Source organism: Variovorax sp. 38R, from assembly GCF_014843395.1.
Taxonomy (GTDB): domain Bacteria; phylum Pseudomonadota; class Gammaproteobacteria; order Burkholderiales; family Burkholderiaceae_C; genus Variovorax; species Variovorax paradoxus_H.
On record NZ_CP062121.1, the window covers coordinates 5,506,472 to 5,523,269 of the forward strand.

Below are 16,798 nucleotides of genomic sequence, written 5' to 3' on the forward strand. Positions count from 1 at the left end.
TGCGCGAACCGACAGTCTAGGCCGCGCCGGGCCAGCCCGCAGCGGCGAGCCCTTGCGCCACCTGCGCCAGGTAGCGCTGCTGCCCGGCCCAGGCCGCAAGCGCATGCGTCAGGTCGGTGCGCACCAGCCGCAGCCGGCCGCCGAGCGGCGCCTGCGCGAGCTTCCAGAGGTCGGCGCGGATCACCACGCCGATGCGCGGGTAGCCGCCGGTGGTCTGCGCGTCGCCCATGAGGATGATTGGCTGGCCCGAAGGCGGCACCTGGATGGTGCCGGGAATCACGCCCGACGAGAGCATGTCGCCGCCCGCCTTGCGCTGCAGTTCGGCACCGGCGAGCCGGCTGCCCATGCGGTTGCTCTGCGGCGTGATGCGCCAGCGCTCGTGCCACAGCAGCGCCTGCGCGTCGGGTGTGAACAGGTCGAACTCGGGGCCGGGCAGCACGCGCAACGCGAGCGCGCCGTCGGGCTCGGCCGTGCCCCAGTCGGGCGCGCGCAAACCGAAAGGCCGGCGCGCGCCTTGGTCGGCATCGAGACGCGAAGCGCCCAGCGCGAGCCGGTCGCCCTTGCGCAGCGCGCGGCCTTCGTGGCCGCCGAAGCCGGCCTTGAGGTCGGTGCTGCGCGAGCCGAGCATGGGCGCCACGTCGATGCCGCCCGCCACCGCGAGCCAGCTGCGCAGGCCGGCCTTCGGCGTGCCGGGCGCGTTGGCGCCGGCGAGCCGCAGCGTCTGGCCGGCACGCACGGGCACGCTCCAGCAGGGCCACAGCGGCACGCCGTCGAGCGTGGCGCCGAAGTCGTCGCCGGTGAGCGCGATGCGGGTGTCGGTCTCGAACTGCAGCTCGCAGCCGCCCATGGTGAATTCGATGCCGGCCGCCGCGTCGGCGTTGCCGGCCAGCCGATTCGCCAGCGTGAGCGCGAGCATGTCGAGCGCGCCGCCCGGGCAGATGCCGAGCTGGCGCAGGCCGGGCCGCCCGAGGTCCTGCACCGAGGCATGCACGCCGGGTTTGCGCACGAGGATCATGTCTGCAGGCTTTCGACGACGAAGCGCACGCGGTCGCCCGGACGCAGCAAGGTGGGCGACTCGGCCGACGGGTCGAACAGCTCGAGCGGCGTGCGGCCGATGAGCTGCCAGCCGCCCGGCGACACCAGCGGGTAGATGCCGGTCTGCTCGCCGCCGATGCCGACCGAGCGTGCGGGCACGGCGGTGCGCGGCTCGGCGCGGCGCGGCGTCGCGAGCTCGGGCGACAGCCCGCCCATGAAGGCGAAACCCGGCAGAAAACCGAGCAGGTAGACCACGTAGTCGCCGCCGCTGTGGCGGCGCACCACCTCGGCCGCCGAGAGCCCGGTGTGGGCCGCCACGTCGGCGAGGTCGGGGCCGTGCTCGCCGCCGTAGGCCACGGGAATCTCGATGCGCCGCCCTTCGGCGGCATGGGCCGCGAGCGTGGGCCAGACCTCGAGCACGCGGGCCGCGAGTTCCTCGAACGCCACGGCGGTCGGGTCGAAGGTCAGCGTGAGGTTGTTCATGCCCGGCAGGGCTTCGCCGACGCCGGGCCAGGCCAGCACCTCGGCGGCCAGCGCCCAGATGCGCTGCTGCTGCGCCAGCGTGGCAGGCGCGGGCAGGTCGCACACCAGCGCCGCATCGCCCAGCGGATGCAGGCGGGGCAAGGGGGTGTTGCTCACCTCCGCGCGAAGCCTGGGAGCGGGTTCATTCCCTGCCGAGGCTGCGGACTTTGGCCGTGAGCTGCTGCTCGACGTTCGGCGAGACGAACTTGTTGACCTCGCCGCCGAGCATGGCGATCTCGCGCACGAAGGTGCTGGAGATGAACTGGTACTTGTCGCTTGGGGTGAGGAACACGGTCTCGACGTCGGGCATCAGCGAGCGGTTCATGCCGGCGAGCTGGAACTCGTAGTCGAAGTCGGTCACGGCGCGCAGGCCGCGCACCATGGCCTTGCCGCCGCGCGCGACGACGAAGTCGCGCAGCAGGCCCGAGAAGCTCTCGACCGTCACCTGGTCGCTGTAGGGCTTCACCGCCTCGCGGGCCATGTCCATGCGCTCGGAGAGCGTGAACAGCGCCTTCTTGTGATGGCCCGCCGCGACGGCGACGATTACCTTGGAGAAGAGTTGGGTTGCACGCCGCACCACGTCCTCGTGACCGAGGGTGATGGGGTCGAAAGTGCCGGGATAAACCGCGATCACGTTGCTGGCCATGGTTGGTTCTTCCTCATGCTGCCGGTGCGGCTTGTCCGGCGGATTATGCAGGCACGGACACGGCGCGCCGCAGCAGATGGGCATGCACGGCGCCGGCCTTCAGGTAGCGGAATTCCACGAGGCCGAGCGCGGCGAGTTCTTCGGCGGCCCAGCGGCGCGGCGCCTCCAGGTAGATCGCGCCGTCGGCATGCAGCGCGCGCGCTGCGGCGCGCAGGGCCGGCTCGTACAGCGCGACGGTCTCGAAGGGCGGATCGAGAAACACCGCCTGCAGGCTGCCCGCCGCGGCACGTTCGAGCGCGGTGACACCGTTGCCGCGTTCCACGCGCACGGCCTTGGCCGAGAGCTTGGTCTTGGCGGCCTCCAGCTGGGCGACCAGCGCGCCGTCTTGCTCGCAGAGCAGCACGTTGGCCGCGCCGCGCGAGGCGGCTTCGAGGCCGAGCGCGCCGGTGCCCGCGAAGGCGTCGATGCAGTGCCAGCCCGGCAGCCCACCGCCGCCCACGCCGGCCAGGCTCGCGAGCCAGTTGAACAGCGTTTCGCGCACACGGTCGGGCGTGGGACGCAGGCCGGGCTTGTCGGCCACGGCGAGGCGGGTGCGTTTCCACTCGCCGCCGATGATGCGGACCTCGTTGGGCCGCGACGGGCGCTTGGCGGCGGGGGCGCGCGAGGCAGGCGCGGCGGCGTTCTTTTTTGTGGGCTTCTGGGGCATGCGGCGAGCTTAACGCCGCAGCTGGCCCCACTTCACTCAGTAGCCCATGAACGCGCGACGGGCCAGCAAGGCCGCCAGCACGAGCATGGTGCCGCCGATGAGCGCATCGAGCATCTGCCAGGCGCGCGGCCGTGCGAACACCGGTGCCAGCAGCCGCGCGCCGAAGCCCAGCGCCGTGAACCACAGCACGCTGGCCAGCGTCGACCCGGCCACGAACCAGAGCTTGAGCGCACCCGGGTACTGCGCCCCGGCGCTGCCCACGAGCAACACGGTGTCCAGGTAGACGTGCGGGTTCAGCAGCGTGAAGCCAGCGGCCTGCGCGACCACCGCGGCGCGCGAGCGCGAAGCGCCCTGCGACACCGTCTGCAGCGCGACCGGCTGGCGCGAGCGCCACAGCGCACGCAGCCCGTAGCCGCAGAGAAAGGCCGCGCCGAAGCCCGCGAGCAGCGTCGCCAGCATCGGCCGCCCCTTCAGCGCCTGCGCCATGCCGGCCACGCCCGCCGCGACCAGCACCGCGTCGCAGGCGGCGCAGAACAGCACCACCGCGCTCACGTGCTCGCGGCGCAAGCCCTGGCGCAGCACGTACGCGTTCTGGGCGCCGATGGCGACGATGAGCACCAGGCTCATGAAGAGCCCGTTGAGGAAAGCGGTGGAGGTGAGGACGGCGGTCATGGTCCGAGCTTGCGGCCCGCATCGTCTTAAATCAAACTAAACTTTCTAACTTCAATTCAGTTTTACTTCATTCGCCACCATGCTCGACTACGCCGCCCTGCACGCCCTCGCCGCCGTGGTGCGCGAAGGCAGTTTCGAGCGCGCCGCCCGCGCGCTGCACGTCACACCCTCGGCGGTGTCGCAGCGCGTGAAGCTGCTCGAAGAGCGCACCGGCGGCGCGCTGCTGGTGCGCGGCCAGCCCTGCGTGGCGACCGAAGCCGGCCTGCAGCTGTGCCGGCACGTCGAGCGCGTGGGCATGCTGGAGCACGAGCTGCGCGAAGCCCTGCCCGCGCTCGGCATGGGCAGCGGCGAGGCGCACGAGCGGGTCACGGTGCGGGTGGCCGTCAACGCCGACAGCCTCGCGACCTGGTTCATGGCGGGGGCCGCGGCCTTTGCCGCGCAGGCACCCGACGCCTTGCTCGACCTCACGGCCGACGACCAGGACCACACGGCCGAACGGCTGCGCAGTGGCGCCGTGCTCGCGGCCGTGACCGCGCTGGCCCAGCCGGTCACGGGCTGCAACAGCGAAGCGCTGGGCACGGTGCACTACGTGGCCGCCGCGAGCCCCGATTTTGTGGAACGGTATTTCGCCAAAGGCGTGGGGGCGCGCACGCTGGCCGCCGCGCCGAACCTGGTGTTCGACCGCAAAGACCGGCTGCAGGCACGCTGGGTGCGTCGCATCTGCCATCGCAACGTGGAAACGCCGCGCCACTGGGTGCCCTCCCCCGCCGCTTTCGTCGAGGCAGCCTGCCGCGGCATGGGCTGGGGCATGCACCCGACCAGCATGGTGGCCGACGCCTTGCGCGACGGCACGCTGGTGGAGCTGGTGCCCGGCGAGACGCTGCCGGTGCCGCTGTACTGGCAGCAGGCGCGCGCGGCGCCCCGTCTGCTGGAACAGCTCGGCGCCGCGGTGCGCGCCGCCGCGCGCAGCGGGCCGCACGCGCTGGGCTGATCGGCTTTTCTTAAGGAGCGGCCTGCTTGCCGCCCACCACCACCGTCACCATGCGCTGCGGCTGCAGCTTGCGACCGAACGCGGCCTTGATGTCGGCGGCCGTGACCGCGTTCATGCGCGCGGTCCAGGTGTCGAGGTAGTCCAGCGGCAGGCCGTACCAGGCGATGTTGGCGACGTTGCCGATCAGCTTGCGGTTGCTGTCCAGCAGCAGCGGAAAGCCGCCGATCAGGTTGTCCTTCGCGGCCTTCAGCTCCTTCTCGGTCGGGCCTTCGGCCACGAACTTGGCAAGCACCTCGCGCGAGACCTTGGTCGCCGCGTCGGCCTGGTCGGGCCGGGTCTGGAAGCCGATGCGGAAGGCGCCCGCGTCGAGCCCCGGCGCGAAGCCGCTGTACACGCTGTAGGCCAGGCCGCGCTTCTCGCGCACCTCTTCGGTCAGCCGCGAGACAAAGCCGCCGCCGCCGAGCACGTAGTTGCCGAGCGTGAGCGCGAAGTGGTCCGGGTCCTGGCGCGGGTAGCCGGGCTGGCCGATGAAGACGTGGGCCTGCGCCGAGTCGAACGCAATGCGCTCGTCCTTCGGCGCCGTGAGTGCCACCACGGGCGCGATGGCCGGCAGCGGTGCGCAGGCCGCAGGGCTGGGCAGGCGCGACAGCAGCGTGGTCGCGAGTGCCTCGGCCTCGGCGCGCGTGACCGCGCCCACGATGCTGAGCTTGGCGCGGCACGGCAGGATCAGCTGCTCGTAGCGCTGGCGCATGGCGGCGGTGTCGATGCGTGCGAGCGTCTCTTCGGTCACTTCCTGGCCGTAGGGATGCGTGCCGTACACGGCCTGCGCGAAGGCGCGGCCGACCACGGTTGCGGGCTTGGTGTTGGCTTCCTTGATGGCCGCGTTGATGCGCTCGCGCTCGCGCGGCCAGATGTCGTCGGGGAACGAGGGCTCGCCGATCTCGCGCGCGGCCAGGGCCACGGACTTGGTCAGCAGCGCCGGGTCGGACAGCGTGCGCAGCGTGTAGCTGGTGCGGTCGGTGCCGGCGCTCACGTCGAAGCTGGCGCCCAGATCGGCCCAGGCCTCGCCCAGCGCGTTCTGGTCGAGCGCGGGCTCGCCGTTGCGGCCGGCGCGCACGCCCTTCTCGACCATCGCGGCACTGGTGCTGGCCAACCCGGCCTGCGCGGCCGGGTCGCGCCGGCTGCCGGCGTCGAAGTCGATCTGCACGTCGACGATCGGCAATGCGTTGGTCGACACCAGGTACACCTTGGCGCCGTTGGCCAGCGTCCAGTGCTCGATGGGCAGCGCGGCCTGCGCACTGCCCATGACGAACAGCGCGGTGATGCCCGCCAGGAGGGCGGTGCTTGCAAATTTGTGGAGGTTCTTCATGGAGGGAATCCGGTGCCTTTCAGCGCATCTCGCCAGCGGGGGCTGCGAAGCCGCGGCCGCGCTTGGGTTCGGGCGGCAGGGGCCGCAGCGTGGCGACCGTGAGCTGGTCATCGCCGAAATACTTGGCGGCCACGGCCTGCACCTGCGCCGCCGTCACGGCCTGCAGCCGGGCGACGATGCGCTCGCTGGCGTCCAGCGGCAGGCCCTGGATCCAGTTGCTGCCGAGTTCGCGCGCCTGCGCCATCACCGAGTCGCGCTTGTAGGTTTCGCTCGCCACCCACTGCGTCTTGACGCGGGCCAGCTCGGCCTCGCCGACGCCCTCTTTCGCCACGCGCGCCACCTGGGCGCGCAGTGCAGCCTCGACCGTCTCGGCGGTCTTGCCGGCCGCCGGCACGCCGTCGAGCATGAAGAGCTGCGGACCACGACCGACGAAGCCCGCGTACGCGCCGGCCGAATCGGCGACACGGCCGGGGCCTTGCGTGAGCGCGCGGTCGAGCCGCGCACCGGCGTAGCCGTCGAGCACGGCCGAGAGCACCACCAGCGCCCACGCGTCGCTGTTGGCGTCGTCGATGTTGGTGAGCTGCGGCACGCGGAACGCGAGCGACACATACGCCTGCTCGGCCGGGGCCTTGAACTCGAGGCGGCGGATGCCGCGCTGCGTGGGCTCGGTGCGCGGCTTGCGCTCCGGCACGGCGCGCGCGGGGATGCTGCCGTAGTACTTCTCGGCCAGCGCGCGCACGCGCGCCACGTCGACATCGCCGGCCACCACGAGCACGGCGTTGGCGGGCACGTACCAGCGCTGGAAGAAGGCGCGCGCATCGGCGGGCGTCATCGACTCGAGGTCGCTCATCCAACCCACCACCGGGCGGCGGTACGGCGACGAGGTGAAGACGGCCGCGTTCTGCTGCTCGCCGAGCAGGGCGCGCGGCTGGTCGTCGGTGCGCAGGCGGCGCTCTTCCTTGACCACTTCGATCTCGCGCTTGAACTCGTCGTCGGGCCACTGGTTGTTGGCGAAGCGGTCCGATTCGAGCTTCATCACCTGCTCGAGGCTGCCGACCGGGATCTGCTGGTAGTAGCCCGTGGCGTCGCGCATGGTGAAGGCGTTTTCCTGGCCGCCGAGTGCCGCCACGCGGCGCGAGAACTCGCCGGGCGGCACGGTCTTCGTGCCCTTGAACAGCATGTGCTCCAGCACGTGCGCCACGCCCGTGGTGCCGTCGACCTCGTCCATGGAGCCGACCCGCACCCACACCATCTGCACCGCGGTCGGCGAGCGCCGGTCGGGCTGCACGATCACGGTCATGCCGTTGGCGAGGGTGAATTGCTGGGGGCCCGGGGCCGCGGCGGCGGAGGCCGACGCGGCGGGGGCGGGAGTGGACTGGGCCAGCGCGGGCACGGTCCACAGCGCAGAAAGCGCCAGGGCCAGCACCGCACCAGACGCAGCGCGGCGTGGCGAGAGGTGTTTCATAGAATGGGTCGGATTGTAAAAAGCTCCTGATGTTCAGTTTCTTCAAGAAAAAACCACCTGCCGATGCCCCGGTGACACCGGCCCCGCCGCCGATCACCGAACCCGCGCCCTCCCCGGCCGCGGAACCCGCACCGGCACGTTCGGTGTTCTCGCCGTCGAGCTGGTTCGGGTCGAAGCCGACGGCGGAAGCGCCTGCGCCTGTTCCTGCGCCGCCTGCACCCGCACCCGTGCCTGCCCCGGCTCCCGAGCCGGCGCCTGCCGCGCCTGTGGTTGTTCCGGCTGCAGAAGTCACACCTGTGGTGGCGCCAGCCCCCTCCCCTGTGCCTGCACCGACGCCAGCGCCGGTTCCGGTCGCCGCACCAGCGCCGATCCCTGCGCCAGTACCCGTTCCTGCACCTGCACCCGCGCCCGTCATCGCACCTCCGCCCCCTCCGGCGCCCGTGCCCGCACCGCCTCCCGCCCCCATCGCCGTCGTTGAACCACCCGCCATCGCCACCGAGCGCAAGAGCTGGTTCGACAAGCTCAAGACCGGCCTGCGCAAGACCGGCACCGGCATCCAGGCCGTGTTCGTCAATGCGCAGATCGACGACGCGCTGTATGAAGAACTCGAGTCGGCGCTCTTGATGGCCGACACCGGCGTCAAGGCCACCGAGTACCTGCTCGACGACCTGAAGGTGCGCGTCAAGCGCCAGATGGCCACCGACGCCGCGCAGGTCAAGCTGTTGCTGGCCGACGCCGTCACCGACCTGCTCAAGCCGCTCGAGAAGCCGCTGGTCATCGGCGAGTACACGCCCACCGTGATCATGGTGGCCGGCGTCAACGGCGCGGGCAAGACCACCTCCATCGGCAAGCTCACCAAGCACCTGGCCACCGAAGGCGCCTCGGTGCTGCTGGCCGCGGCCGACACCTTCCGCGCTGCGGCGCGCGAGCAGCTCTTGGTCTGGGCCGACCGCAACACCGTCGAGATCGTCAGCAACGAAGGCGGCGACCCCTCGGCCGTGAGCTTCGATGCCGTGAACGCCGGCAAGGCGCGCGGCAAGGACGTGGTGCTGGTCGACACGGCCGGCCGCCTGCCGACGCAGCTGCACCTGATGGACGAGCTGAAGAAGATCAAGCGCGTCGTCACCAAGGCCGACGCCACCGCGCCGCACGAAGTGCTGCTGGTGATCGACGGCAACACCGGCCAGAACGCGCTCGCGCAGGTCAGGTCCTTCGACGAAACGCTGGGCCTCACGGGCCTCATCGTCACCAAGCTCGACGGCACCGCCAAGGGCGGCGTGCTGTGCGCCATCGCGCGCGAGCGGCCCATTCCGGTGTACTTCATCGGCGTCGGCGAAAAGCTCGAAGACCTCGAGACCTTCAACGCCCGCGAGTTCGCGCAGGCATTGCTCGGCTGAGGCTTCCGCCTCCCGCCTTTCGCTTCGGACAAAAAAACGGCCCCCGGCTTTCGCCGGGGGCCGTCAGCTCCCTGTCTTTCTTATTTCTCCCTTGTATTCCCCCTGCGTGTGGCCTGTGCGGCGTCGCGTTTCGTGTGCAAAAGCACCGGTGGGCGACGCCTGCAATACCCCCTGATTTCGCTTCCCTGAGACCCGAAATTACGACGGGAGGCGAAAGCCCGGCAGTGCCAAAAGTCATTGCATGTGCACCCAACCGATGGGATCGGCACGCAATGAACTACAACGTATTCACTTTCAGCCGCAGGCAGTGTGCGAAACGCTACGGTGCCGGCGCCAGCTCGGCCATGGCCTGCAGCAGTGCATCGGGCGCCACGGGCTTGAACAGCACCGGTACGCCCGACTCGCGCACGCGCTGCAGGCGGTCGGGCGAGGTCTCGCCGGTGATCAGCAGAAGCGGCAGTTCGGTGCCCAGGTGCCGACTCAGGCGCAGGCCGGCGTCGAGGCCGTCGACGCCGTCGGCCAGGCGGTAGTCGCACATCAGCAGGCCGAAGGGCCGGCCTTCGGCGCGGGCCTGGTGCAGCGCATCGGCTGCAGCGGCCTCGTCGGCGACGGCGTGCGCGTCGATCGCGTGCGAGCGCAGCAGGCCGGTCATGGCCTCGCGGATTTCGAGTTCGTCGTCCATCAGCAGCACGCGACCGGGCAGCATGGCGGCGCGGCGGCGCGCAGCCAGTTCGACGCTGCCGGCCGGGAACGGCCCCACGAGCGCACTGACCTGCGGCGGCACGGTCGGCAGCACGACGCGGAAGTGCGTGCCCCGGCCCGGGCGCGAGTGCATCTGCACCGGATGGCCCAGCAGCCGCGACAGGCGGCGCACGATCGACAGGCCGATGCCCAGGCCGCGCGCGCGGTCGCGGCCCGGGTTATCGATTTGATAGAACTCTTCGAAGATGCGATGCGACTGCTCGGGCGCAATGCCGATGCCGGTGTCGCGCACCTCGATCCACACCGTGTCACCGCGGTCGCGCGCCGTGACGGTCACGCCGCCCTGCACGGTGTACTTCAGCGCGTTGTCCATCAGGTTCGACAGCATGCGGTGCAGTAGCTGCGGATCGCTGCGCACCCACAGGCCGCTGGCGCGCACGCGCAGCTGCAACTCCTTCTGCTCCGCCTGCGCCGAGAAGGTGTGGTTGAGCGGCAAGAAGAGCGCATCGAGTTCGACCGACTGCGGCGACGGCGTGATGACGCCCGCATCGAGCCGGGAGACATCGAGCATGGTGTCGAGCGACGCGCCCAGCGCATTCACGGCGCGCATCAGGCGCTCGGCGTTGCGGCTCTCGGGACGGCCGCGCAGTTCGTTCTCGAGCGCGGCGCCGAACAGCGCGATGGCGTGCAGCGGCTGGCGCAGGTCGTGGCTGGCGGCGCCGAGGAAGCGGGTCTTTTCTTCGCTGGCGCGTTCGGTGGCGGCGATCTGCTCGCCCAGGCGCGCGGCCAGCGCCTCGTTCTCGAAACGCAGCATGAGCGAGTCGGTGAGCAGCCGGTGCTGGCGCACACCGGCGTGCAGCGTGAGCATCAGGTAGGCCGAGCCGGCCGCGGCCAAAAACAGGTGCAGGCCATCGCCCTGCCAGGCCAGCGCGATGATCATGCCCAGCGACATGGGCAACGTGTAGCCGAAGAGCGCGGGCTTGAGCGGCCACAGCGACTGCGCGGCGCGCGCGCAGCTGCCGACAATCACGGCCATCAGCAGCGAGGTCATGGGCATGTTCTCGTGCGGCACGATGAACCAGGGCACCACCGCCGTGATCATGCTCACCAGCGTGACCATGCGCGAGATCTTGCGCGCCCAGTACGGGCTCTCCGAGGGCGGGCGGGCGGGCGTCCAGCGCGGCGTGAAGAAGATGTAGATGTCGACCGCCGCCAGCGCCGCCATCCAGAACAGCAGGCGCGCGTCGCTGAGCTGCGAGTAGATGATGCAGCCGAACACGATCACGAAGCCCAGGTGGGTCAGCGTGGAAATGCCGTAGGTGTCGTAGACCGAACCGACGTGCTCGCGCAGCACGCGCTGGCTCAGCAGCTGGCCGGCTGCGGCATCGCCGCGGCCCGCCAGCGTGGCGCCGCTCAACGCAGCATGCTGATCAGCTGGGCGCGCGAGCGCATGCCGAACAGCAGGAGGATGGTCGAGACATGGTTCTTCACCGTGCCCTCGCTCAGGTTGGCCAGTTGCGCGATCTCCTTGTTCGCCTTGCCTTCGAGCACCCACTGCAGCACCTGCGTCTGGCGCGGCGTGAGCTCCTGCCAGGCACTGGCGTGCGCGAACTCCGCATACCCCGACAACGACTTGGGCAGCACCGCGGGCGGCAGCGGCTGCTGCTGCGTGCCGTCGGCCTCGAACAGGCCACAGGCGCGGATGAAGCCCACCATCTCCTTCAGGTCGGCAGACTTCGGCAGGAAGGCGCTGGCACCGAGCGCGAGCGCGCCCTGCGCCAGCGTGCTGTTGGCGGTGCCCGAGAGCACCACGACGCGCGCCGTCGGAAAGCGCAGCCGGAACTCGGCCAGGCCGCTGAGCCCGTGCGTGTCGGGCAGCGCGAGGTCGAGCAGCACAAGGCCGATGGCCGCCTCGTTGGCCGCATAGAGCGCGAGCGCGTCGGCGATGTTGCCGGCCTCGAACACCGAGATGCGCGCGCCCGAGGTGGCGGCCTGGGCCTGCACCAGTGCGCTCACGCCCAGGCGCAGCAGGTCGTGATCGTCCACCACCAGGATCGCGCCGGACACGCCTGCGGGCGCACCGGTGTCGGTGAGGGGCAGCGGGGGTGCGGAGGGGGAGTCGAAAGAGGCCACGGATTTGATCTTAGCGGCGCAAGCCCCAGGCGACAGTGCCCTTAGTCATGGCGCCGGGACAGCGCTACTTGCCATGGTGCCGCACCGTGGGCACCATGGAAGTCCTGCCGCAACGCACGGCGCCCCGGAGACCTGCCATGACCCACACCGCCGCCGCCCCGCTCACCACCAGCGAGCGCAAGGTCGACCGCCTGCTCGCCCACTACGAGGAGAGCCACCGCCATCCGACCAACGAGCTGATCCACTTCGTGGCCATTCCCGCGATCATGCTGAGCATCGTCGGGCTGCTGTTTGCGATCCACCCATGGGTGGCCTACGCCTTCGTGGCAGCCAGCCTCGTGTACTACGCGCTGCTGCGCTCGCCGGCCTTCCTCGTCACGATGCTGGCGCTCACGGTGCTGGCACTGGTGGCGGTGCATGCGATGGGCACCGCGGTGCTGCCGGTGTCGGCGGCGATCTTCGTGGTGGCGTGGATCTTCCAGTTCGTCGGCCACAAGGTGGAAGGCAAGAAGCCTTCGTTCTTCGAGGACATCCAGTACCTCTGGGTCGGTCCGCTGTTCGTGCTGTCGAAGCTGTTCCTGAAGCTCGGCATCCGGTGGTAGACGGCGGCGCCTGAGAGGGGGATCGCGCCCCTTAGTTCTCTGATGTGGCTCGCGCGTCGCGCACAAGGGTCCATTCAAGGCGACACGAGCGCCTCGGCCTCATAGGCCCGGTGCAGCAGTTCCACGAAAGCCGGCGCTGCCGGCAACGCCACGTCGCCGATGCGGTGCACCGCCACGCCCGGCGTCCACGAGTTCATGACCACGGCGCCGGCCAGCGTGGGCAGGTCGGCCCTCCGCAGCACCTGGCTGCGCTGCGGAACGCCGAGGCGATCGAGCTGCCGGCGCAGGATGCCCATCGTGGAGCCGACAAGGATCTCGGCCTCGGGCCACACCACCGCCTTGCCGTCCCAGAAAGCCAGGTTCCAGATCGACGCCTCGCCGAGCCGGCCCTGCCGGTCGAGAAAGGCCACGTCGTCGAAGCCCTGCGCGGCGGCCTGGCGCAGCAGCTGCGTCTTGGCGCCTTCGCCGACGTGCTTCACGGCCGGAAGGAAGCGCTCGTGCGTGATCGCGGCCAGGGTCAGCGGGCCTGCGGGGCCGTTGGAAGGCAGGCCGGTGCGAATCAGCACCTCGGGCACCGCGTCGGCCACGGTGAACTCGCCGGCCGGGGAGTAGACGGTGGCCGTCAGCGACAGGTCCGCCGGGCCGGCCGCGAGCGCGGCTTGCAGGTGGGCGCGCACCGTGTCGTCGGGCAGCGCCTGGCCGAACAGGGTCTGCGAGGCGAAGCGCAGCCGCGCCAGATGGAGGTCGAAGCCCCGCACCCGGCCGCCGCGCACCTGCATGGCCGTGAAATGGGCGTGGCCGGCGAAGGCGAGCGACGCCAGGGCCTCGGCGGGTGCGGGCTGGCCGTTGCGTTGCACGACGAAAGTGGGAGAAGAAGGGGCGCTGGCGGACATCGTTTCGTTGCTCCTGGAGGGGACCCTTGCGGATGGATCATCAAGTTCCTGAACTATCCCGCGTTGACTTCCCTCTGAGAAACGAATAGTTTTTGAGAAATCATCAAAAACTATTTGAAGATCGATGCAACCCCAACTGATCTCCGGCACCCGCGCCCTGCGCACCTTCGAGGCTGCCGGGCGGCACCTGAACTTCACGCGGGCCGCCGAAGAAGTCGGGCTGACACCAGCAGCCGTGAGCCACCAGATCAAGGAAATTGAAGACCAGCTGGGCGTGGTGCTGTTCACGCGCACCAGCCGCAGCATCCGCCTGACGCCCGCCGGCGCCGTGTGGTTCGAGGCCACCGCCGACGCGCTCGACACCCTGCGCCGCGCCGCCGGCCGCGCCCGACGGATGGCGCGCGGGGCGGCGACGCTGCGCGTGTCGACCAGCGCCCGCTTCGCGACCAACTGGCTGCTGCCCCGGCTGCCGCAGTTCCGCGCCGCGAACCCGGGGCTGGAACTGGGTTTCGACATTTCCGACGCCCTGCGGGACTTCGACGCCGACGACATCGACGTGGCGATCCGCTTCGGCAACGGGCACGACGCGGGCACGCGCTCGCAGCGGCTGTTCGACACCGTGATCGTGCCGGTCTGCAGCCCCAGGCTGCTCGCCAGCGGCCCCCCGCTGGCGACGCCGCGCGACCTGTTCCAGCACACGCTGTGCTACGTCGACTGGAAGACCGCCGGCATGGTCTGGCCGAACTGGCCAATGTGGATGGCCGCGGCCGGCATCGAGGGCTTCGACGACAGCCGCTGCATCGGGTTCGCCGATTCGAGCGACGTGGTGCGCGCCGTGACCGAGAGCGGCATGGCCGGCCTGGCCGACCTGGACATGATCACCGCCGACCTCGCCCAGGGCCGCCTGGTGCGGCTGTTCGACATCGGCGTGCCCATGGCGGCGGGCTACGCCTACCACCTGGTCTACCCGGAAGGCAGCGCCCAGGACTCGCGCATCCTGGCGTTCCAGGACTGGCTGCTCGGACAAGCGGCACGGACTTGAAAAACGCCAAATGGCATACAAATATCCAGCAAATCGCGACAAAAGCTATCGCAACGATAGAAATGCAAGGGAACCCTTGGCTTAGCACTCCCTCTAACCGAGTGCTAATATGACCGCCACAAAGGAGTTTCCCCTGATGACAACGCTGTCTGGAGTCTCTGCCAACCAGCTGGCCGTCGCCAACCCATGGTCGATGGTCCCCCCGCTGGGCAACCTGGATGCCTACATTTCGGCCGCCAACCGCCTGCCGCTGCTCACGCTCGAAGAAGAGCAGGGCTTCGCACGCAAGTTGCGCGACCAGAACGACCTCGAAGCTGCCGGTGCGCTGATCCTGTCGCACCTGCGCCTGGTCGTCTCCATTTCCCGCCAGTACCTGGGCTACGGGCTGCCGCACGGCGACCTGATCCAGGAAGGCAACGTCGGTCTCATGAAGGCCGTGAAGCGTTTCGACCCCGACCAGGGCGTGCGGCTGGTGAGCTACGCCATGCACTGGATCAAGGCCGAGATCCACGAGTACATCCTGAAGAACTGGCGCATGGTCAAGGTCGCGACGACCAAGGCCCAGCGCAAGCTGTTCTTCAATCTGCGTTCGATGAAGCAGAGTTTCAAGGCCGACTCGGCCGCGGCCGACAACGGCACGCACCGGGAAACGCTGAGCCCCGACGAGGTCTCGCAGATGGCCACGCGCCTGAACGTGAAGCCCGAGGAAGTGCTCGAGATGGAAACCCGCCTGTCGGGCGGCGACGTGCTGCTCGATCCGGGTCCGTCCGATGACGGCGACGAAGGCTTCGGCCCGATCGCCTACCTGGCCGACGCTACGCAGGAACCGACCGCATTGCTCGAATCGCAGCAGCGCGACCGCCTGTCGAGCGACGGCATCGCTACCGCCCTCGAGGCGCTGGACGACCGCAGCCGCCGCATCGTCGAAGAGCGCTGGCTCAAGGTGAACGACGACGGCTCGGGCGGCATGACGCTGCACGACCTGGCCGCGGTGTACGGCGTGAGCGCCGAGCGCATCCGCCAGATCGAAGTGGCGGCGATGAAGAAGATGAAGAAGGCGCTGGCCGAGTACGCGTAAGTGCACCGACCGCCCTCCTCCACGAAAAAGCCCGGCAGTGCCGGGCTTTTTTTCGTTCAGGGGGCGTCAGGTCAGGGTGTCGATTTGGTCAACGTGCGCAGCGCCCGCTTCGCGATGTAGTGGGTCTCGGCAACCGGCGACTCGGCCACCCAGCGCGTGCACAGCGTCTCGACCCATTCGGGCTGCGTCTTGCTGGCATCGTTGAGCCAGTTGGCCACCGAGTTCTGCACGTAGCGGTGGCCGTCGGCGCGCAGCGGCTCCAAGAGCGGCAGCGCCAGCCAAGGCTCGGCCTTCAGCGCCTCGATCTGCGCACACCACACGCCGCGCGGGCGCGTGAGTTCGCTGGCGAAGCGGCGCACGTTCGGGTCGGCATCGGTCACCCAGGGCTGCAGCAGCGCCAGCGCCTCGTCGAGCGAGCCGATGACGCTGTCGCGCACGGCCATCCATGCGAACTCGCGCACGCCGAAGTGCGGGTCGGCGGCGAAACGGCGCACGGCGACGAGCTGCTCGGCGAGCGGCAGGTCCGACAGCGTGATCCACTGCACGGCCCAGCAGCGCGCGACGTCGCTCGCGTGCGTGGCCAGCCGGTGCGCCACGGCATCGCGCTCGGCATGCGCAGCCGTCATGTCGTACAGCGCCCGCGCGATGTGGCTGTGGCGCTGCATGGGCTTGAACGCGGCCAACATGGCGAGCGTGTCGTCCAGCCGTTCGTGCGCCGCGTCGAGGCCGACATGGCCCGCCACGCTGCGCGCGAGCAGAGGCAGTTCGAGCGCGAGAAATTCGTTGAGGTTGACGGTCTCGAGCAGCCCGCCGTTCAGCGCGCCCAGCACCTCGGGCGGAATGAGCGCGATGCGGAACGCGCCCTTGCGCGACTTCAGATGGTCGACCGATGCGGTATTCATGCCCTGGGCGCCCGGCTCAGGAAGCGAGCAGCGTCTTCAGGTCCGACACCATCGCCGGCACGCCCGCGCCATAGCGCGCGTAGAGCCGCAGCCGGCCTTGCGGGTCGTAGATGTAGCTCGCGGCCGAGTGGTCCATCGCGTAGCTGGTCGGCGTCTTGCCGTCGACCTTCTTGTAATAGACCTTGAAGTCTTTCGCGAGGGCGACGAGTTGCTCGGGCGTGGGGATGAGGGCCACGAAGCTCGGGTCGAACGCGCCCATGTAGGCCTTGAGCACCTCGGGCGTGTCGCGCGCCGGATCGACGGTGACGAACAGCACCTGCAGCTTGCTGCCGTCGGCGCCGAGCTGCTGCTTGACCTGCGCCATTTCGGTCATCGTGGTCGGGCAGACGTCGGGGCACTGCACGTAGCCGAAGAACAGCACGACCGCCTTGCCCTTGAAGTCGGCCAGCGTGCGCACCTTGCCGTCGGCGTCGGTGAGCGAAAAATCCTTGGCGTAGTCGGCGCCGGTGATGTCGACCGCCTGGAAGCTCTGCTTCGGTTGCTGCTCGCTGCAGGCCGACAGGCCCAAGCCCAAAGTGGCCGAGGCGGCCACCCAGCCGGCGGTGGCGGCGATCGATTTCAGGGCATTGCGCTTGTTCATGGG

Annotated in this window: 17 protein-coding genes; 5 read left to right on the forward strand and 12 right to left on the reverse strand. The window is 70.0% G+C overall.

Annotated features, from left to right (window positions below):
* Nucleotides 1-16 precede the first annotated feature (16 nt).
* Genes IG196_RS25535 through IG196_RS25555 form a run of 5 tightly spaced genes read right to left on the reverse strand, consistent with a single transcriptional unit; the run spans nt 17 to nt 3,581 of the window.
* Nucleotides 17-1,015 (reverse strand): biotin-dependent carboxyltransferase family protein, encoded by a 999-nt coding sequence (locus IG196_RS25535; protein ID WP_192193553.1) that lies wholly within the window; start codon nt 1,013-1,015, stop codon nt 17-19.
* Nucleotides 1,012-1,659: a 5-oxoprolinase subunit PxpB gene (pxpB, locus tag IG196_RS25540; RefSeq protein ID WP_192197144.1), complete on the reverse strand. Its 648-nt coding sequence runs from the start codon at nt 1,657-1,659 to the stop codon at nt 1,012-1,014. The genes IG196_RS25535 and pxpB overlap by 4 nt, the downstream gene beginning before the upstream one ends.
* Before the next feature lie 40 nt (nt 1,660-1,699).
* Nucleotides 1,700-2,203 (reverse strand): pantetheine-phosphate adenylyltransferase, encoded by a 504-nt coding sequence (coaD, locus tag IG196_RS25545; RefSeq protein ID WP_062481439.1) that lies wholly within the window; start codon nt 2,201-2,203, stop codon nt 1,700-1,702.
* Nucleotides 2,204-2,246: 43 nt separating this feature from the next.
* Entirely contained in the window at nt 2,247-2,909 is a 663-nt protein-coding gene (locus IG196_RS25550) for an RsmD family RNA methyltransferase (protein ID WP_192193554.1), read from the reverse strand.
* Between the two features lie 36 nt (nt 2,910-2,945).
* Nucleotides 2,946-3,581, reverse strand: a complete 636-nt coding sequence (locus tag IG196_RS25555; RefSeq protein ID WP_101488743.1) for a LysE/ArgO family amino acid transporter — start codon at nt 3,579-3,581, stop codon at nt 2,946-2,948.
* Between the two features lie 79 nt (nt 3,582-3,660).
* Between IG196_RS25555 and IG196_RS25560 the strand changes: the two genes are divergently transcribed.
* On the forward strand, nt 3,661-4,572 hold the full coding sequence (locus IG196_RS25560; protein ID WP_192193555.1) for a LysR family transcriptional regulator ArgP: 912 nt from the start codon (nt 3,661-3,663) through the stop codon (nt 4,570-4,572).
* 10 nt (nt 4,573-4,582) lie between these two features.
* Here IG196_RS25560 and IG196_RS25565 read toward each other — a convergent pair whose 3' ends face one another.
* Entirely contained in the window at nt 4,583-5,941 is a 1,359-nt protein-coding gene (locus IG196_RS25565) for a M16 family metallopeptidase (RefSeq protein WP_192193556.1), read from the reverse strand.
* A gap of 19 nt (nt 5,942-5,960) precedes the next feature.
* The gene (locus IG196_RS25570) at nt 5,961-7,406 is read right to left on the reverse strand and encodes a M16 family metallopeptidase (protein ID WP_192193557.1); all 1,446 of its coding nucleotides are present in this window, start codon (nt 7,404-7,406) and stop codon (nt 5,961-5,963) included.
* Between the two features lie 29 nt (nt 7,407-7,435).
* Here IG196_RS25570 and ftsY point away from each other — a divergent pair, with 29 nt between their 5' ends.
* On the forward strand, nt 7,436-8,803 hold the full coding sequence (gene ftsY, locus IG196_RS25575; RefSeq protein WP_192193558.1) for a signal recognition particle-docking protein FtsY: 1,368 nt from the start codon (nt 7,436-7,438) through the stop codon (nt 8,801-8,803).
* A 319-nt stretch (nt 8,804-9,122) separates the two neighbouring features.
* Here the strand turns inward: ftsY and IG196_RS25580 are convergent, their stop codons facing one another.
* Both IG196_RS25580 and IG196_RS25585 read right to left on the reverse strand, forming a co-directional pair.
* Nucleotides 9,123-10,922 (reverse strand): hybrid sensor histidine kinase/response regulator, encoded by a 1,800-nt coding sequence (locus IG196_RS25580; protein ID WP_225616794.1) that lies wholly within the window; start codon nt 10,920-10,922, stop codon nt 9,123-9,125.
* Nucleotides 10,919-11,638, reverse strand: coding sequence for a response regulator transcription factor (locus IG196_RS25585; protein WP_192193559.1), 720 nt, complete (start codon nt 11,636-11,638; stop codon nt 10,919-10,921). Before IG196_RS25585 ends, IG196_RS25580 begins: the two co-directional genes overlap by 4 nt.
* 137 nt (nt 11,639-11,775) lie before the next feature.
* Between IG196_RS25585 and IG196_RS25590 the strand changes: the two genes are divergently transcribed.
* Complete coding sequence (locus tag IG196_RS25590) at nt 11,776-12,240, forward strand: DUF962 domain-containing protein (protein ID WP_192193560.1); 465 nt, start codon at nt 11,776-11,778, stop codon at nt 12,238-12,240.
* A 74-nt stretch (nt 12,241-12,314) separates the two neighbouring features.
* Here IG196_RS25590 and IG196_RS25595 read toward each other — a convergent pair whose 3' ends face one another.
* Nucleotides 12,315-13,133 carry an aminotransferase class IV family protein gene (locus tag IG196_RS25595; RefSeq protein WP_192193561.1) on the reverse strand — a complete coding sequence of 273 codons (819 nt, stop codon included), beginning with the start codon at nt 13,131-13,133 and terminating at the stop codon, nt 12,315-12,317.
* Nucleotides 13,134-13,257: 124 nt separating this feature from the next.
* Here IG196_RS25595 and IG196_RS25600 point away from each other — a divergent pair, with 124 nt between their 5' ends.
* A complete protein-coding gene (locus tag IG196_RS25600) occupies nt 13,258-14,175 on the forward strand; it encodes a LysR substrate-binding domain-containing protein (RefSeq protein ID WP_192193562.1) in 918 nt (305 codons plus the stop codon).
* Nucleotides 14,176-14,311: 136 nt separating this feature from the next.
* Nucleotides 14,312-15,253, forward strand: coding sequence for an RNA polymerase sigma factor RpoH (gene rpoH / locus IG196_RS25605; RefSeq protein ID WP_099792678.1), 942 nt, complete (start codon nt 14,312-14,314; stop codon nt 15,251-15,253).
* Nucleotides 15,254-15,324: 71 nt separating this feature from the next.
* On the opposite strand, the gene IG196_RS25610 is transcribed toward rpoH, so the two are convergent.
* Nucleotides 15,325-16,155: a DNA alkylation repair protein gene (locus IG196_RS25610; RefSeq protein ID WP_192193563.1), complete on the reverse strand. Its 831-nt coding sequence runs from the start codon at nt 16,153-16,155 to the stop codon at nt 15,325-15,327.
* 16 nt (nt 16,156-16,171) lie between these two features.
* Nucleotides 16,172-16,795: an SCO family protein gene (locus tag IG196_RS25615; RefSeq protein ID WP_099792682.1), complete on the reverse strand. Its 624-nt coding sequence runs from the start codon at nt 16,793-16,795 to the stop codon at nt 16,172-16,174.
* Nucleotides 16,796-16,798 lie beyond the last annotated feature (3 nt).

Excerpts from the sequence above, each read along its gene's own strand:
- IG196_RS25535 (WP_192193553.1), bottom strand. The coding sequence starts at position 1,015 with ATGATCCTCGTGCGCAAACCCGGCGTGCATGCCTCGGTGCAGGACCTC.
- coaD (WP_062481439.1), bottom strand. The coding sequence starts at position 2,203 with ATGGCCAGCAACGTGATCGCGGTTTATCCCGGCACTTTCGACCCCATC.
- IG196_RS25550 (WP_192193554.1), bottom strand. The coding sequence starts at position 2,909 with ATGCCCCAGAAGCCCACAAAAAAGAACGCCGCCGCGCCTGCCTCGCGC.
- IG196_RS25555 (WP_101488743.1), bottom strand. The coding sequence starts at position 3,581 with ATGACCGCCGTCCTCACCTCCACCGCTTTCCTCAACGGGCTCTTCATG.
- IG196_RS25560 (WP_192193555.1), top strand. The coding sequence starts at position 3,661 with ATGCTCGACTACGCCGCCCTGCACGCCCTCGCCGCCGTGGTGCGCGAA.
- IG196_RS25565 (WP_192193556.1), bottom strand. The coding sequence starts at position 5,941 with ATGAAGAACCTCCACAAATTTGCAAGCACCGCCCTCCTGGCGGGCATC.
- IG196_RS25570 (WP_192193557.1), bottom strand. The coding sequence starts at position 7,406 with ATGAAACACCTCTCGCCACGCCGCGCTGCGTCTGGTGCGGTGCTGGCC.
- ftsY (WP_192193558.1), top strand. The coding sequence starts at position 7,436 with ATGTTCAGTTTCTTCAAGAAAAAACCACCTGCCGATGCCCCGGTGACA.
- IG196_RS25590 (WP_192193560.1), top strand. The coding sequence starts at position 11,776 with ATGACCCACACCGCCGCCGCCCCGCTCACCACCAGCGAGCGCAAGGTC.
- IG196_RS25595 (WP_192193561.1), bottom strand. The coding sequence starts at position 13,133 with ATGTCCGCCAGCGCCCCTTCTTCTCCCACTTTCGTCGTGCAACGCAAC.
- IG196_RS25600 (WP_192193562.1), top strand. The coding sequence starts at position 13,258 with ATGCAACCCCAACTGATCTCCGGCACCCGCGCCCTGCGCACCTTCGAG.
- rpoH (WP_099792678.1), top strand. The coding sequence starts at position 14,312 with ATGACAACGCTGTCTGGAGTCTCTGCCAACCAGCTGGCCGTCGCCAAC.
- IG196_RS25610 (WP_192193563.1), bottom strand. The coding sequence starts at position 16,155 with ATGAATACCGCATCGGTCGACCATCTGAAGTCGCGCAAGGGCGCGTTC.
- IG196_RS25615 (WP_099792682.1), bottom strand. The coding sequence starts at position 16,795 with ATGAACAAGCGCAATGCCCTGAAATCGATCGCCGCCACCGCCGGCTGG.